16 protein-coding genes are annotated in these 17,226 nt (G+C 35.1%); 3 read left to right on the plus strand and 13 right to left on the minus strand.

The genetic code is table 11. The features are described 5' to 3' along the window. Nucleotides 1-38: 38 nt before the first annotated feature. The 9 genes from BXY64_RS01635 to BXY64_RS01675 all read right to left on the minus strand — a co-directional run bounded on the left by BXY64_RS01635 (nt 39) and on the right by BXY64_RS01675 (nt 9,729). On the minus strand, nt 39-1,259 hold the full coding sequence (locus tag BXY64_RS01635) for a GAF domain-containing SpoIIE family protein phosphatase (protein WP_120238241.1): 1,221 nt from the start codon (nt 1,257-1,259) through the stop codon (nt 39-41). A gap of 129 nt (nt 1,260-1,388) precedes the next feature. Further along, on the minus strand, nt 1,389-1,958 hold the full coding sequence (gene efp, locus BXY64_RS01640) for an elongation factor P (protein ID WP_120238242.1): 570 nt from the start codon (nt 1,956-1,958) through the stop codon (nt 1,389-1,391). 148 nt (nt 1,959-2,106) lie between these two features. Beyond that, on the minus strand, nt 2,107-2,871 hold the full coding sequence (locus BXY64_RS01645) for a DUF3108 domain-containing protein (protein ID WP_170150546.1): 765 nt from the start codon (nt 2,869-2,871) through the stop codon (nt 2,107-2,109). A gap of 17 nt (nt 2,872-2,888) precedes the next feature. Continuing rightward, complete coding sequence (gene tsaB / locus BXY64_RS01650; RefSeq protein WP_120238244.1) at nt 2,889-3,602, minus strand: tRNA (adenosine(37)-N6)-threonylcarbamoyltransferase complex dimerization subunit type 1 TsaB; 714 nt, start codon at nt 3,600-3,602, stop codon at nt 2,889-2,891. Between the two features lie 207 nt (nt 3,603-3,809). Then, nucleotides 3,810-5,207 (minus strand): TolC family protein, encoded by a 1,398-nt coding sequence (locus BXY64_RS01655; RefSeq protein WP_120238245.1) that lies wholly within the window; start codon nt 5,205-5,207, stop codon nt 3,810-3,812. Between the two features lie 98 nt (nt 5,208-5,305). Further along, nucleotides 5,306-6,430, minus strand: a complete 1,125-nt coding sequence (locus tag BXY64_RS01660; protein ID WP_120238246.1) for an efflux RND transporter periplasmic adaptor subunit — start codon at nt 6,428-6,430, stop codon at nt 5,306-5,308. A gap of 29 nt (nt 6,431-6,459) precedes the next feature. After that, nucleotides 6,460-7,710: an ABC transporter permease gene (locus BXY64_RS01665; RefSeq protein ID WP_120238247.1), complete on the minus strand. Its 1,251-nt coding sequence runs from the start codon at nt 7,708-7,710 to the stop codon at nt 6,460-6,462. A gap of 24 nt (nt 7,711-7,734) precedes the next feature. After that, nucleotides 7,735-8,988, minus strand: a complete 1,254-nt coding sequence (locus BXY64_RS01670; RefSeq protein ID WP_110363569.1) for an ABC transporter permease — start codon at nt 8,986-8,988, stop codon at nt 7,735-7,737. Between the two features lie 21 nt (nt 8,989-9,009). Next, entirely contained in the window at nt 9,010-9,729 is a 720-nt protein-coding gene (locus BXY64_RS01675) for an ABC transporter ATP-binding protein (protein WP_110363567.1), read from the minus strand. Between the two features lie 400 nt (nt 9,730-10,129). Here BXY64_RS01675 and BXY64_RS01680 point away from each other — a divergent pair, with 400 nt between their 5' ends. The 3 genes from BXY64_RS01680 to BXY64_RS21275 all read left to right on the plus strand — a co-directional run bounded on the left by BXY64_RS01680 (nt 10,130) and on the right by BXY64_RS21275 (nt 12,418). Next, nucleotides 10,130-11,473, plus strand: a complete 1,344-nt coding sequence (locus BXY64_RS01680) for a deoxyguanosinetriphosphate triphosphohydrolase (RefSeq protein WP_120238248.1) — start codon at nt 10,130-10,132, stop codon at nt 11,471-11,473. A 3-nt stretch (nt 11,474-11,476) separates the two neighbouring features. Further along, on the plus strand, nt 11,477-11,998 hold the full coding sequence (locus BXY64_RS01685; RefSeq protein WP_147375848.1) for a hypothetical protein: 522 nt from the start codon (nt 11,477-11,479) through the stop codon (nt 11,996-11,998). Nucleotides 11,999-12,268: 270 nt separating this feature from the next. Next, a complete protein-coding gene (locus BXY64_RS21275; protein WP_170150547.1) occupies nt 12,269-12,418 on the plus strand; it encodes a hypothetical protein in 150 nt (49 codons plus the stop codon). 95 nt (nt 12,419-12,513) lie between these two features. On the opposite strand, the gene BXY64_RS01690 is transcribed toward BXY64_RS21275, so the two are convergent. The 4 genes from BXY64_RS01690 to BXY64_RS01705 all read right to left on the minus strand — a co-directional run bounded on the left by BXY64_RS01690 (nt 12,514) and on the right by BXY64_RS01705 (nt 17,226). Further along, nucleotides 12,514-13,638 carry a CotH kinase family protein gene (locus BXY64_RS01690; protein WP_120238250.1) on the minus strand — a complete coding sequence of 375 codons (1,125 nt, stop codon included), beginning with the start codon at nt 13,636-13,638 and terminating at the stop codon, nt 12,514-12,516. A gap of 5 nt (nt 13,639-13,643) precedes the next feature. Further along, a complete protein-coding gene (locus tag BXY64_RS01695; RefSeq protein WP_147375849.1) occupies nt 13,644-15,518 on the minus strand; it encodes a metallophosphoesterase in 1,875 nt (624 codons plus the stop codon). 185 nt (nt 15,519-15,703) lie between these two features. Continuing rightward, a complete protein-coding gene (locus BXY64_RS01700) occupies nt 15,704-16,231 on the minus strand; it encodes a DUF4833 domain-containing protein (RefSeq protein ID WP_147375850.1) in 528 nt (175 codons plus the stop codon). After that, nucleotides 16,228-17,226: an NAD-dependent epimerase/dehydratase family protein gene (locus tag BXY64_RS01705; RefSeq protein WP_120238253.1), complete on the minus strand. Its 999-nt coding sequence runs from the start codon at nt 17,224-17,226 to the stop codon at nt 16,228-16,230. Before BXY64_RS01705 ends, BXY64_RS01700 begins: the two co-directional genes overlap by 4 nt.

The following is a 17,226-nucleotide window of genomic DNA, read 5'->3' on the forward strand; positions in this document are numbered from 1 at the left end:
AATATAATAAAAAAGGATCGGTAACCCGATCCTTTTTTTTATGCTTTAAACTCTATACCAAACAAGGCAATATCATCCACTACAGCTTTGTTCTTTTTACCAAGATCTATGTGCCTGGTTAAATCAAGAAATGTATCTTTTAGGTTTTTATTATTTGAGAATAAATTACTGATTAATTGCATGCCAACTTCCATTTTATCATCTACCTCTAATTCAATCAATCCATCTGTATAGCAAAGTAATTTTGAGTGATCTTTAATGGTAACTTCACCTACCAATACCATTGGAATTTCATCAAGCATTCCCAAGCCAATACAGCCTTTTTTTAATAGTGTTGTTTCTTTGGTTTTGTAGTTATACAAAATTGGAGGATGATGACTTGCATTTACATATCGAAGTTTTCGGGTCGTGTAGTTGTAAACACCTATGAATAGGGTTAAGAATTTTTCATCGCTAGAGCTTTCACAAACCTTTTGATTCAATTTATTCATCAATTCGTCCAAAGGAGTATCTGGGTTAAAAAGAGCTCGTAAAGTTGCTTGGAAGTTTGACATGATAAGGGCTGCAGGGATTCCTTTTCCCGAAACATCGCCAATACAAAAGCCCAATTCCTGATCATTAAAATTGATGAAGTCGTAATAATCGCCACCTATTTCGAAGTGTGGCTGATAGTAACCTTGTGATGCAATATACTCGTTTTGTGGTAGTGAATTTTGATTTGGAATCAATAAGTTTTGAATTTTTGAAGCCAGTTCCATTTCTTTTTTTATTGCCTCTTGGGCGATCAACTGCTTGTGCATTCGCTTATTCTCCATGGCTACAATTATAATATTGGAAATGGTTTGAATAAAGGCCAGGTGCTTAATGGCAGGGCTCATTCCTTCCATTTCTTCATCCAAATCGCCAATAAGAATATAGGCAAGAACTGATTTTTTATGAAATACCGGAATTAAGAAATCAAAGATTCTGAGGTGTTCGGGAAAGTCAGTTGAAATATAGGTAATTTCTTCATGCTTTGCTAAATCACTTTCTATAATGATATTATCAATAGTATTATTAGTGACACCCGAAATTAGCAACTTCTCCCAAGTAGAATTGAATTTAAAAACGACAATTTTGCCAATCTTTAGCTCGTTAAATAGGATGTCTTCATATTGTTTGAGCAGATCTTCAACAGATAAATTTTCGTTGATTGCTTGTGTGATTTTTAAGATTAGATCTAGCTTAAACTTACTGTTTACGGCTTGTTGCTTAATCACTATAGTGGGGTTTTTAGAGAATTAGGTTTCCTCTAAATTAGTAAATATTGATTCTTCAGGCAATTTGAGAGAGGGGAATAAAAAAAGGATTCCATGAAGAATCCTTTTTGTATGATAAGATTACAGATATTAAGCTTTTACACGCTCTACATAGCTGTGATCACGAGTGTCAACTTTAATTACATCGTCGGTATTAATAAACAATGGAACCATGATTGTTGCTCCTGTTTCAATTGTAGCAGGTTTTAATGAATTTGTTGATGAAGTATCACCTCTAAGACCTGGTTCAGTATAAGTAACTTGCATTGTTACATGGGCAGGTAATTCTGCATATAGAGGAGTTTCTGTATCAGCGTGCACAACAACTTCAACTGGATCTCCATCTTTTAACAAGTCAGGAGCATTAAACAAAGATTCTTCAAGTGCGATTTGCTCATAAGTTTCAGTGTGCATTAGGTTGTAACCCATGTCATCTTTGTAAAGAAACGTATGTGGACGTCTTTCAATTCTTGCAACATCAACTTTAACACCAGAGTTAAAAGTGTTATCGATAATTTTACCAGTTTTAACGTTTTTAAGCTTAGTTCTTACGAAAGCTGGACCTTTTCCTGGTTTAACGTGTTGAAATTGAATAATTGTATATAAATCATCCTTATAATGGATACACATTCCATTCTTAAAATCTGCAGTACTTGCCATGATATTATGAATTTAATTTTATAATCGATTTCAATTTATAATGAGCATTTGATCTCATTAATTTTTTGCAAAAGTAATTGAAACAATTAATAATCTAAAATATTAAGTGTTTTTGTTTGATATAGATAGCTATGAGAAATAAATAATTTTAATTCTTACGAAGCGAACTTGTGGAAAAATTTGAAAAATTTATCAGATCGCAACGCAGAGATCCCAAAAATAGATCGAATTGTACACGCACAGGAATTTTGTTGGCATCTGCAGAGATCCATATTTTCATATCGTCTTCGTCCTCGAATGCACGTCCGGTTTGAACAATTGGAATAAACTTGTAGCATTTCACATTTCCAATTTTGCTTTTTATATTTTCATACCCCATAAATCTAAATTGCAGTAAAAACTCTTCGTCTGCAAAATAAGTTTGGATTTTAACTACCTGACCAACTTCCAGGTCTGAATTAAAATAATACGCCCGGGCGAAATAAAAAGCAGAAAGGATATCATGAATACCAACAGGAACATCTTTAATTCCCGATCGTTGACTGTTAATTTGATTTTGTTCCCGATCAAAAGTAACTTCGTTATATCTTTTATAACTTCCTTCCTTGATATCTCGAATGGCTTTTATTGGAAGTAATGTTTCTTTATCGAAAAAACTTTCGTAGGTATCCTTAACACGATAAAGGGTGTTGAATAAGCCAACGGTTCGACCTGTTAAAGTAGCATGATATACTTCTTTGTCATTAATTTTATCTGACTTAAGTTTCAAGCTGGCTTTTCCACCTCTTACAATGCCATAATGGATTACATATTTTAAATGTTCCCCTTTATCAGCTGATTTTACAGGCGTATTTGAATATGTACTTGTCGATAGTACAAATAAGGAAATTAAAAATAGTGTAAATCTCAGCATACGCATTGTTTTAGTTCTTAATTAAAGATATTCTTTTTAGGCGTTGTTGCTACAAAATCTTTCAAATAAAATGGTTCAAAATAAGCAACATCTTCCAGTTCATTTTTGTTGAATTTATTCTCTGCCAATTCAATCATTCCAACAGCAGTTGCATTTACATCATCAAGAAAGATGCCATTTTCATTTGTGATCACATCTTTGCATTTGCCTGATCCATCACCAAAGAAAACAATCTCTTGTTCTGAAAGTTCATTTGCAAATGAGTTTTCATCGATAATATCAGCAGAAATATCTTTTACCAATTCAGTATTTGCATTGTAGAATGCTGTATAAACTTCCATTCTTCTGGCATCAATCATAGGACAAAACAAAGTTTTTTCCTGATTTTTTATTATAGATGATAAATCAGAATTGTATTGCAAGGCTTTTGTCATTGATTGTAATGTACTAACTGCGATTAGAGGAATTCCTGCCCCGTAGCAAATACCTTTGGCTGTTGATACACCAATTCGTAGACCTGTATAAGAACCTGGACCCATACTAATTGCCACACCATCTAAATCAGCTGTGCTTAAATTGTTTTCTTTTAATATATTTTCGATGAAAACAGTAAGATGGCTTGCATGTTTCATGCCTTCTTTGTTTTCTTTTAAAGCCAATAATTTCCCGTCTTTCCCTAATGCAACAGAACAAATTGCTGTTGATGTTTCGATATTTAAAAGTAATGCCATGTTCTAATTTTTTAAATCACTGCAAAATAAATGATAAAATGCGAAAACTAAATGAATTACATCAGTAAATTGCACTTTAGTTTGTTAGATCAAAATTCGAATCTATCATTATTAAGACAATTGAGAATTATCAGACACGTAAATAGAATAAAAAACTCTCAACCGAAACCAGTTGAGAGTTTTTAGAGTTGTTATATTTAAACTTGATTATAATTTTATCTCGATGCCATTGTAAAAGTCAAGAATCTTTGTTCTGAAAATGTATTCATATTTTGCCTGAAGCAAGTTCGATTTGGCTTGAAATAGGTTGTTTTTTTCTTGGTTGTAGTCTACTGAATTTACCAAGCCTAAGTTGAATTTCTCTTCGGTATAACGGAATGCTTCTTCGGTTGAAGAAACTGCAGTTTCACTAGAAAAATACTTGTTCATTGCAGCTTTAGCATTTGCATGAGCTTGTTGAATTTCTTTTCTCAAGTCATTTTTTCTGTTTTCCATATTCAACTTAGAGCGATCGATATTAATTTTTGCATTGGCAATATTTCGATTAACAATACCTCCATTAAAAATAGGAATTCGTAGATTGAAACCAAACGATTTTCTTTCGCGATTTGATAACTGATCACCAAGTTTCATTTCATTACGAATAATAATTGGTTGAGGTCTATTTTCATCATCTAAAATTAAATCCCCATTGTCATCTCTTAAAAGTCCTCTCTCTTGAAAGTCTTTAGAATAACTTGAACCCCAATATCCAGACATAGAAAGCGATGGAGCTCTTTGACCTTTTGCAATCACGAGTCCTTTTTCAGAACTTTCCAATCTGTATCTTGCAGCTTTCATTTCAGGTCTGAATTCCAAAGCATTAATGAATACTGATTCAGGATCAACCATTGAGCGTGTTGCATTCAATACCGGTAATTCAGGAATGCTAATGTCGAATTCTGTAGGGTTTTCAAGATCTAGCAATTGGGCTAGATCAAGCAAAGCTAAATCAAGATTATTTGATGCATTAACTACTTCAAGTGCTTCTCGAGCTGCTTGTGCATTCTGCTCCATCAAAGTTCCTTTTGGAAGGGTTCCTGCTTCAACCAAAGCTTCTGTTCTCTTAATTTGAAGTTTAGTAACTTTTAACTTTTCCTGAGCTATATGTAACAACTCTTTGTTGAAAAGAATATTCAAATAGGAAGAAGTAATATTTAAAGCCAAATCTTCTTTTGCTTTTTCTACATCTTGAAGGCTAGCTTGAAGATCAAGCTCATTTTGTTTTATTGAATTGTACTTTTGAAAGCCTTCGAATAGCGTTACACTCGCTGATAATCCAACAGAACCACTTTGTGTATTCATATCACCATAAGTATTATCTGCTGTTAGTGTGCGACCATAGCTAAAGTCATACCCTGTGTTACCATTTAAATTTGGCAATAGATCGAACTTGGATTGTTTTGTATTGTTAGATTGAATTTCAGCATCAAGTTTACGCAACTGTAGGTCAATATTGTGTTCTTTCGCATAGTTGATGCATTTCTCTAAGCTCCATTTTTCTTGAGCATTTGCTGAAGAGAATGAAAATGCAATTGCAATTAGCGGTAATAATAATTTTTTCATTTGTTTTTGTTTTATAATCCGTAATACGGTTTAGGCAATTATAAAAACGATTTTGATATGATAAATATGAACGATATAATGCTCTTTACAAAGTTTGCTTAATCTTTCTTCTTATTTTCTTTAATCATATCTGATTTTTTCTTCTTCTCGCCCTTAAGTTTATCATCTTTGGTTATACCTTCTAAAACCTCAATATTAATTCCATCAGATAATCCAGTTTTGATAAAACGTCTTTCAAATTCTTGAGGAGAAGTTTCTACTTCAACAAAGGTTGAGTCATTTTCAAACTCTAACAAGCTTTCGTTTACAGCAAGTACTTTATCTCTTTTATCTAATACGATTTCAGCATTTGCACTATATCCTGATCGAATAAAGTACTTGTCGTTTAGTTTAACTGAAGCTTTAATTTCAAACTGAATTGCTCCATTTTCTTCAACACCTTTTGGAGAAATGTATTCAAGATTTGCATCAAATTTAACATCTTCAATAGCACCAATGGTAAGTTTAAGGTTCATTCCTTGATTAATCTTTCCAACTTCAGTTTCGTCAACTTTACCTTGGAAAATCATTTCACCCATATCAGCTACTATAGCTACAGTTGTACCATCGTTAAATGTATTGGATTGAATTACAGAGTTACCTTCCTTAATTGGAATATCCAAAATCATACCTTCAATAGTTGAGCGGATGATCGTGTTTGTTGCATTTGCTGATTTTTTTGTAACACCTTCTTTAATCAGTTGTAAATTATCTTTTGCCGATTGCAATTCTTCACGTGAGTTGCGATAAGCCAATTGAGTTTTCTGGAAATCTGATTCAGAAATTACTTTTTTATCATACAAAGCTTTATCACGATTATAGTTAATTTCAGAATCTTCATAATTAATTTTTGCAACATTAACACGTGATTCTGCACTGTTAAGGTTAATCATGTCAGGAATGATCTTAATTTTTGCAATTGGATCACCTTTTTTCAACATTTCACCAGCTTCAACATATAAAGTTTCGATAATACCAGAAACACCTTGAGGTTTAATTTCAATTTCTTTTCTAGGCACAACCGAACCCGTTGCAATTGTTTTTTTAACAATGTCAGTAATCTCAGGAGATTTAGTGTTGTAAACTACAGGTTTATCCTGCGACTTTTTATAAAGGAAAAAAATGGTTCCTACAAAAAGGACGATTAATCCTACAACCATTAAGATTCTTAGAACTTTTTTCATGACTTGTATTATTTTCAGATTTATGACTTTTATTCGTATCTCAATGCATCAACAGGTTTGATTTTAATGGCTCTTTGTGCTGGTAAAAGCCCAGCCAGAACTCCAAAAAATACCAAAACACCGAGTGCTATAAATGCAACATTAATATCAACGTAAGGATTTAATATTTGAGGATTAGGACTACCTTCGGTTGCTTTGCCTATTAATTCAACAATTACAACTCCGAATACCAATCCCCAAAAGCCTGCAAAGGAGGTTAAGAATACCGATTCGTTAATGATTTGACCAACCACTAAGGCAGGTTTTGCTCCAATAGCACGCTTAATTCCTAACTCCTTGGTTCTCTCTTTTACAACTACGTGCATGATGTTACTAACGCCAATTACTCCAGTAATCAGAACTCCGAATCCAATTACCCAAAACAAGAACCCAATGCTATTGAAAAGGCCAAATATCTTATTGAACATTTTGGCAATGTTAAAGTTCCCAATAGCTTGCTTATCTTCCGGGTGAATAGAGTGGCGGCGTGCCAGAATTTCAAATATCTTATCTTCCAATTCAGCAACAGATTCGCCTACTTTAGCAGTTGCAAGGAATACATAGAATTTGTCTCCATAATTATACAATTGTTGCAGAGTTGTAAAAGGCAACTGTATAATATCATCTCGATTACCCATGTTATTGCTCAAAGGCTTAATCTCACCAATGATTTTAAAATAAATTCCATTTACTTTTAGGAATTGCCCAATAGGATCTTCATCTTCCTCAAACATCAACTCCTTAACACGTGGACCAATGGTGATTACTTTTCGAAATTCTTTAAGGTCATTTTGGTTGATAAATCTTCCAGAAACTACTTCAACAGGGTTTACCATGTTCATTTCAGGAGATGTACCTTTAATTCTAAAATTCCCTTTTTTCTCGTTACGAAAAGTATTGTGAGTTGCACCGCCACTCCAACCATTAATATCGGGAGCAATGTGTTCCAATTCAGGAATTCCTTTTTTTAATGCAACTAAATCATCATTTGTAAACTGATAAAATCTGTTCCGGGGTAAGCCTTTGTAGGCTTTGGTTGTTCTTTCTACCCAAAATACTGTCGAGTTGGTTGCAAAGTTTCCCAAAGAAGATTGAATGTTATTTTGAAATCCTCTTCCTATTCCCAGAAGAGTTACCAAAATAAGAATCCCAAACATCACACCCAATCCTGTAAGAAAGGTGCGAAGTTTATTCTTTTTTAGTGCGGCGGTAATTTCCTGCCATTTATCTAGATCGAACATTTTAATGTCGTTTATAAGTTCGTATTATTCGTCTCTTAAAGCTTCTATTGGTCTAATGGCTGCAGCTTTTCGTGCTGGGAAAAATCCTGCCAAAGCACCAGTAATTACCAATACAATAGTTGCACCTACTGCAATGCCAAGATCAACCTGTGGATTTAAGAAGTATATTGCAGCTGGAGCATAAACCTTCTCGATAATGTCAAATTGGTTAATGGCTTCCAATAATCCAACGCCTGCAATTAATCCTACATAACCCGACGCTGCTGTAATAAATATTGCTTCCATTAGAATTAAGCCAACAACAGATCTTGGAGAAGCACCAATTGCTTTTCGAACACCAATTTCTTTGGTCCGTTCTTTTACCACAATCATCATGATATTGAAAACACCAATCACACCTAGTACAATTGTGAATATGCCTATGATCCAAACAAACATCTCGATTGCACTAAATAAACCTGCAAAAGTTTGAGAGTTTTCAATATTATTCTGAATCCATAGCGCATTTTTATCTTCTTTGCTGAAATTGTGTCGGGCAGCCATTTTATAGGTAATCTGCCTTTCAATATTTTTACTCTCTTCAACCGAAACATTATTCAATGTGAAAGAGATTCTACGGATATGATCGTTGTTATTGAATATTTTTTGAGCTACGGTAATTGGAATGTAAATATCCCTTGAGTTTTCATCGAAACTTTGTTGGTGAAAAACACCAACAACTTTAAATTTAATATCGTTAATATTAATGAATTTGTTAAGAGCGGTTTCTTTTGGGAAAAGCACTTTTTTTACTTCATCCTGAATGGCCACAACCTTTCTGTGTTCATCTAGGTCGTTCTGGTTTAGAAACCTTCCTTTTACAATTTCAAAATTTTTAATTTCTTTATAAGTATCATGTACAGGTGATACATTAAAATTCCCGAAGTTATTTTTATAGGAAATTGTTTCAGCACCAGGAATGTATGACATAGCTGAAATCGCATCAATTTTTTGAATTGATTTTTTCAGATTCAAGAAATCATCATTTACCATTTGAATCCTTTTTCCTTCTGGAGTTCCTTTATATGCTTTAGTAGTTCTACCACCATATATTTGCATACTGTTTGTAGCATCTTGAGCAAATACAGAAGTCATACCATTACGTAAACCTCTGCCTGCTCCCAATAGGAAAATCAGCATAAAAATTCCTGTAGCTACCGAAAAACCCGTTAAAATAGTACGAGTCTTATTTTTCCTTATGGTGCTAAATATTTCTTGCCACTTATCTCTGTCGAACATAGCTTGATATTAGGGTTTGGTCTATTCCTGGATAGAAATTTTAACCGATTCGGTATTGTTAATTTTGTTATTCTCTACGATTGATTCAATAAGTCCATCCTTTAAGTTGATGATTCTATCAGTCATATGAGCAATGTCGTTTTCGTGAGTAACAATAATTACAGTAATTCCCGATTTGTTGATTTTTTTTAAGAGTTCCATTACCTCTACTGAAGTTTTCGAGTCAAGAGCTCCGGTCGGCTCATCAGCTAGAATAATTTTAGGTTGAGTAATCATTGCACGAGCTACAGCAACTCTCTGCTTTTGTCCACCTGAAAGTTCGTTCGGCATGTGGTGCGCCCATTCTTTCAATCCCATTTTATCAAGATATTCCAAGGCTAGTTTGTTTCTCTTTTTTCTGGATACCTTTTGATAGTATAGTGGAAGTGCCACATTTTCCATGGCATTTTTAAAAGAAATCAGATTAAATGATTGAAATACAAAACCCAACAAGTTATTGCGAAGCTTAGCAGCTTTTGTTTCGCTCATCGATTTGATTTCCTCGTTGTTTAGTTCGTAAACTCCATCGTCATGATTGTCTAAAAGTCCGAGAATATTCAATAATGTTGACTTTCCAGAGCCGGAAGATCCCATGATTGATACCAATTCACCTTCTTTAATATGCAAATCGATACCTTTAAGTACATGCAACTTGTTGGTTCCGGTGATGTACGATTTGTGAATGTTTTGTAATCGGATCATAATATTGATGTATTTTAAAAATCTATATACAATAATAAATTTATGCGGTTTGATCTCAAATTAATTTAGACCAACGCACACAATTATCGACAAAACTGTATTATCAACTGATAATGTCGAAATAAATAAGCATAATAATAAAATAGAAAATCTTCACCCCAATACTATAGTTAATTTCAATACTCGTGCCACTAAGTGGAACTTTCATTAAATCAGTAAAATATGTGTTTTGTTTATTCTTTTTTAACGATTTTTGTGTACGATGTTATTACATAGATTGTACGAATGCGTACAATTCGATACACTAATATAACAGCTAAAGTGGTGAATTGTTAATAATTGCTAAACAAATCGGGCAATGAGAATTTTTAATGTAATTTAGGTGCTTTAAATCTAAATTATGGATTGGATAAAATTACTTTCAACGAAAAGATTCGGACAAGAAGACAAATACTCACCAGCAAGTGTTGATGTGAGAACTCAATTTCAAAGGGATTACGACAGGTTGATATTTTCATCACCATTTCGTCGTTTGCAAAATAAAACACAAGTATTTCCGCTGCCAGGAAGTATTTTTGTACACAATCGCTTAACTCATAGCTTGGAAGTTTCTAGTGTTGGAAGATCGCTTGGGAATTTGTTGGCTGAGAAATTAATTGAGAATAAAAAAGTAGATCCTGAATCAGGGATTAGGGAAATAGGTAGCATTGTTGCTGCAGCATGTTTGGCTCATGATTTGGGTAATCCTCCTTTTGGACATTCTGGAGAGAAAGCCTTGTCACATTATTTTGAAAAAGGAGAGGGAGCAGCGATAAAAGGTCGATTTAGTGATGAGGAATGGTTCGATTTAACAAATTTTGAGGGCAATGCAAATGCATTACGACTATTGACACATGCTTTTAATGGCAGAAGAAAAGGAGGTTTTGCACTTACTTATTCTACCATAGCATCCATTGTAAAGTATCCATGGGAATCAAATAAAATACCTGAAGTTGGAAAGAAAAAGTATGGATATTTTCAGGTAGAAAAAGAATCTTACTTTAAGATTGCCAAAGAGCTTGAAATTCCTGAAGTAGGTGAGGGAATATATGCACGTTTCCCTTTGGTATACTTGGTTGAGGCTGCCGATGATATTTGTTATCAAATTATGGACATCGAGGATGCTCATAAATTAAATATTCTGAGTACTGCAGAAACCAAAGAACTCCTTTTAAATTTTTATGATCCTGAAAAAGAAAAATCAAGTCTTGACAGAATAAATAAAACTTGTGAAGAGGTAACTGATACCAATGAGCAGATTGCATTTATTAGAGCAAGTGTAATTGGTAAATTGGTAGGAGAGTGTGTTAACGTTTTTCTGGATAATTACGATGATATTTTAAAAGGAACATTTAATGGCGCTTTAATCAAGGAGGTTGAGCCAACTTGCAAACAAGCGTATAAAACCTGTACAGGAGTTGCTGTTCAGAGAATTTATCGACATCGATCGGTTATTGAAATTGAATTGGCAGGTTATAAAATCTTAGGAACCTTACTGGAAGAATTTGTTTCAGCGGTGATGGAACCAGATAATTTCTATTCGAAAAATCTATTATCCTTAATTCCTCAGCAGTACGATGTGTCGGGAGAGGATGACTACAAGAAAATCATGTCTGTATTGGATTTTGTATCTGGCATGACCGATGTGTTTGCTCTTGATTTGTATCGAAAAATAAAAGGGATTGAATTACCTGAAATAAAATAAAGCATGAGAAAATTTATGTTAATTTGTATCCTTAGTTTAGGATGGATGTCAGGTGTTATTGCACAGGAAGAATGGAAAAAGATAGAGTCTGAGAAGTCAAAAATAAAATTTTCGATTCCTGATCAACCCATTGTTCAAAATAAAGAACTCAATGGCATTTCAATAGAGGTTTTCAGTTTTAAGGATGCAGTCACGGTATTTGGGATTGTGGCTTCTGATTTTTCAAAAGTAGGAATTGATTTTACCTATTCAGATCCGACCGAATATTATGAAGAAATGAAAGAAGGTAGTTTGGTGAGTAATGGAACAATTTTGTTAGAGGAAAGATCGGTAGCTTACCAGAAAATGTTGGGGAAAGAAATCGAATATACCCAAATGGTGGGCAAACATGAGTATACCTATTTTAAACGATTCTTTTTCCGTGGAAAATACATTTATCAAATTGCGATAGGTGGCCCATCGCGAATGAAAAGAATACTTCTTGATAAAAAGAATTTATACTTTAATTCGGTGGAGTTTTTATAATTACCTGATTTCAATTCAAAATATGGTCACAGTTTCAATTATTTTTTAGTGGAAATTGATTCAGATTTTTTAAACTAAATCTTGAACAAATCTGACTTACTGTGAATAATATTTTGAGTCGATTTTAGGTTAATATTTACGTAGATATTAATTGATATTACGTAATCGTGAATTCATATTACGTAATCGTTAAACCATACAAAACCAGCTTGAAAAATACACGTATTCCTATTAAATTTAAAGTAGTAAAAACAGTAAATATTAGGGGATATGAAACTATTAAAAAAGCTAAAAGATTTGTTCTACACAGCAGACGACGATTTCGTTGTTGTTGATCTTACTACAAAAATGATTCAATCGATGAATTCAAGAGAGTGGAATCGATTAAAAAACAAGAAAAACTTCATGGTTATTAAGTAGTTTTTGTTGTAGGAAGTAAAAGAGATTGGCTGGAATGATATTGGCAAATCGTTTTAGCCTGAGGGTTTGGCGACCTTATGAAAAAATGATTTCGACTATTTGTCGGAATTTTTTTTGCTGTTTTCTTTGTATTTCTTCAATCCTCGAATAATAATATTGCCTGTTCCATTTGGGTCGCATGGATATTGAAATTCTCTCTTACTCAATTCTTTATTGTTGATGATTTCATAGAATTTGTCTAGGTATCTAATTGTGTTTTTCCTGTAAGTCTTATCAATCAAGGTATTGTTTTGGTAAATGGCATAAATATCTTTTTTCAAATCATTAAATAACTCGAAAGTAGATTCAAATTCATTCATATTATCCAGGCAATAGCCTCTATACCTTCTATTGCGAACAGAACTTAATTGAAGGGCTTCTGCAGGTGCTGCATATGGGGTGTTTACAATTCCCGACATGTCAAAATCGTAAGGAACCGTAACAATTGATTTGCCACTATGATTAACCAGTAATTTAATGTTGTGTAGGTATTGTATGGACCAATCGGTGTTTCCGATTAGGTATTGAAATACAGCCATTTTCAGAAAGGATTCTTTATCGATTGTTTGTGGATTAACATTTAGTTGCTTGCGAATTGCTGAATGATTTCGCTTTGCCATTTTATTCTGATCTTCCAAAAGAATTCCATACTTAGCGCTTCTGGTTTTATTTCTTTTTGTGTCTTCAAAAATCACCTTAACTAGTCTTACCTGAAAACTTTTCTCTGTAATTAATTGGTAGATTTTATAAACGAGGTATTCTTGCACAACAAATTTTTCAATATCACAAGTGGTAACCAATTTTAATTTATTCTGCCCTTTAAAAATTGTTTTAGCCAAATCCGGTAAAGTGTCAAAATTTAAAAGTAGGGGAGGAGTTGCACAATTTGCTCTCATCTTGCGAAAATGCCCTCTTGTTTTTACTCGAATATCCAAAGAATGTTGTTGGTTATTAATATCATATGAGAAAATAAAAGGATGGTATGTTGCATTCTCTTTTCTATCGTTGAACAATTTTCTGATATCTCCTTTTAGTTTGATTTCAAATATTTCATCACTACTGAAAAGAGGCAATGTCTCGTAAGGGCTATTTGTTGCATTTTGAGCACAAACTTCCCAAGTAAAACAAAAGGATAATATCAAGAAAAGGAAGAATCTCATATTGCTTAATTTGTAGTACATGCAGATTATTTACGAAGGATATATTCATCAATCAATTCCAGTGTGTCAGGATTCTTAACGCGAACGCTGATTTTATTCCCATCAACATCTATCAATACAAGAGCATTTTGAGTAGAGAAGTTTCGCACATTTTCTGACCAGGGCGTTTTTTCCTGGGCATAATAAGGAGCACCTGCTGCACCATTGTTTATCTGGTAGAAAGTTCTGCTCAATTCCAACTTTTTGTACTGATAGCCCTGAGGATATCGTACCATTTTATTGGTGATGGTAAGTAGGTTGTAGTTGTGTTCATCGCCACTTAAGATGGCCACCGTTTTTTTGCTTTTGTTAACGATGAGGTCAAGCAATTCATCACGCCTTTCTATGATTCCTTTTTCATAAAATCGCCCCTTCACAACCGCTCTAAAGTTGTTGTTGCCATGATACCACATATCATCTTTTACATGTCCGCCATTGGGAAAGAAAGGAGTGTGAATGGTAATAAAAACATGGTCGATATCCTTATTTTTCTCCAAATGATTTAAGGTTTTTTGGAGCCATCTCATTTGGTTATCCATGATATAGGCGTGCAGATTTCCACTGCTTACATTGAGCCCGTGTGGGGCATACCAGTAATCAGAGTTAAGAACTACCATGGTAACATTGTCGTAACTGTACCAGTAAACGGATTCCTTGTAGGAAGGAAAGTCATCCTTGTCAGGATTGGGGTCGTATTTTGAATTGTCTTCACTGTGAGGACCATTTTGTGGAAGACAGAAATTATCCTGGAACAGTGACTCTCCGGAATCCGTGGCAAAAGGAAAATGATCAATCATATAATTTTGTTGGGTTTGAGGATCATGAAAAATGAAATTGTAAGCCTCATGATTTCCAAAACCCGCATAGAAGGGGATGTAGTGCCACCATGATTCTACAGCACGTTTCCAGTTTGCATATTGCAGGTTCATCCTATCGCGACTGGTGTCATACCCATCTATTACATCACCTGTGAATTGTACAAACCTGGCATCTTCAAGTTTTGCGAGAGCAGCAATACGCTTCATGATATAGGCATTGGTGCCGTATATATCCCTTTCTCCACCTCCTTGTCCCGATCGGGAGTCACTGCCATAGGCAAAAGTAAATGGTTTTCTACTGCCAGGTTCAGGGGCAGTTTTGAATTCAAATTCATATTCAAAGTCACCTACCTTTAGTTTGTAAGGATGCAGTTTGTCTGCCTGGAGCTTGTCCAGTTTTATTTCGTGAGTGAGACTTTTCTTTTTATTATTAAAAACCTTGTTATTACAAAGGATGGAGGACCGGACAGGTTTTGATGTTGTAAAAGAAATCATTGCACCCTTATGGCTTAGCTGATTTACAAAAGGCCCTTCTATAACTGTTGGTTCAGCTGTGAACAGATTGTCTTTAAAACTAAAAGCTACTTTGCCATCGTAAAAAATCATGCCGTTGCTGGCTACAATTCGATAGCCTAAAATTGCTTTGCCATTCTTTTCCCAGTCTACCATATCGTACCTCCCAGACAGATTGTCTCGTATAGGAATTTGAGCTTTCCCGTTCACAATTTGGGAGCTTTCCCTGAAATAAACAGGTTGAGGGTAACGACCATCCTGATAGTTAATAAAGCCATAGTATAAGATTCCGTTGAGTTCAGGAAATTTAAAATCAAGATCAAGTCCCAGATTTGTTCCTTTGATATTCGAATACAGATCCTCAAATTGAAAGAGGTCTTTGCGATGGACAGCATAGATTTTTCTATCCTCGAGCTTTAGAAACAGACCTTTTTCATCAATGGATATATTTGAATATACAGCAGGTATTTCCTGTGTTTTTGCCAATAAGGAAAATAGGATCAATAAACTCCCTATAAGTATATGTCTCATGCTTTTGCGTGTTATTTCTGAATACCATTAAAGATACGACATGATAATCAGTAACAGAGAATTTTTTTGAGGAGGGGAGAGGTGAACACAAAAAGCGAACCTCCCTTTTGCATGCGATTCGCTTTTGCCCTATTTATAAGGTTATGAACGTTATTTTTAAACTCTTTTAAATCGAACTTAGCTTATTAGTTGATGGAGATGTTTTCCTTCTTTAGCTCATTACTGTTAGGAAGATGTGTGTACACTTCCAGCAAATCAACCTTGGTCCAGAGGCCTGCATTGTTTGCATGTATAAAGATGTGATCGAGAGAGGCCTCTTCCTGGTTTTTCCCCTGAAAAAAGATTTCTGCCTTGAAGGGGGCCACCTGTTTTAATCGCAGCTTTAAGACTTTGTGTGAGACCAAATGAATGTCATACTCCCTGGAGTTGTTCTCATCTGCCTTGTGTTTAATTCCGTAGGCAAAGCTTTTCTCGATTCTTGTCAAAGGTTCTGTTTGCCCGTTTTTCTCATATAAGATCCAATAGGCCAGAATGGGTTCCTCCTCGTTTAGTTGCCCATTTTCCTTGAAATTTGCCTCATAAACAACGGTGTTGGTGTTGTGGGTGCGTTGAATATAGAACAAGTGATGCTCTTTTTTGTCAGGGACAGGATAGTCTGCGACTTCCCCCTTGCAAAATGTGAGTGCACTCAGAAAGATCAATAGTAAGTTCATAGTTGCTTGTTTTTTCGATACCACTGAATACTTGATGCGATGCCCGTTTCCAAATCGTATTGCGGTATAAACTTGAAAGCCTCCAGTGTTTCCTGGGAGTTACAGGCCCAGTTCATGCTGGTAAGTTCCTTGTACTTATCGCTATTGAGTAAGGAGGTTTTACTCCTTGCCTGGGCTGCTTTTTCCGACAGCAATGCAATGCATTTTAGTAGTGGTCTGGGTATAACAAGAGGAAAAGTCCATTTCCCCAGTGCTTTCTTGCTGATTTTCGACAATTGTCGGCAGGTATAGGTTTCCCCATCCGATACAAAGAAACTTCCATTGCTTACCGAACTGCCCGTTGATTGAATGAGTAAACGGGCAAGGTCTTTCACATAAATGAAGGAGAGCTGCTGTTTGGGGCTGCTGATGTAGGGCTCAATATGCTTTTGGATTGCCTTGAACAGGGACAGGAAATCTTTATCTCTGGGGCCATACACAGCCGTTGGCCTGAATATCAGGTAAGGCACTTCCTGCTGTTTTTTCAGATATTCTTCTACTCGCAGCTTACTTCTACCATAATGTGTAATGGGAGCAGGCTGGTCCGATGGCTCAATGGGAAGCATGCTTTTGGCATTTCCGGGGCCCATGGCAGCCAGGCTACTCATTAATATAAATTTCTTGGGGGCAAACTTAGCTTCCACCAGCGATTCCAGCAGGTTCTGAGTATACTGATTATTGATTCGATCAAAGTCAGAGGGCTCCACAACTTGCGTGGCTCCGGCGTTGTGAATCACATAATCGAAAGCGGGAATATCCAGCTTCTTCCACTCCTGTTTTAGTTTTTCACGATCGGAAAGATCCAGCCTCAAAATGTGAGTCCGATCCACATCCAGGTATTGCAGGTTGCTGCTGCTGCGCACTCCGGCATAGACTTCATGATTTTGCCTCAGGGCTTCTTCTACCAGGAAACTCCCAATAAACCCGTTTGCTCCGGTGATAAGTATTCTGCTCAT

The organism is Marinifilum flexuosum (genome assembly GCF_003610555.1).
GTDB classification, from domain to species: domain Bacteria; phylum Bacteroidota; class Bacteroidia; order Bacteroidales; family Marinifilaceae; genus Marinifilum; species Marinifilum flexuosum.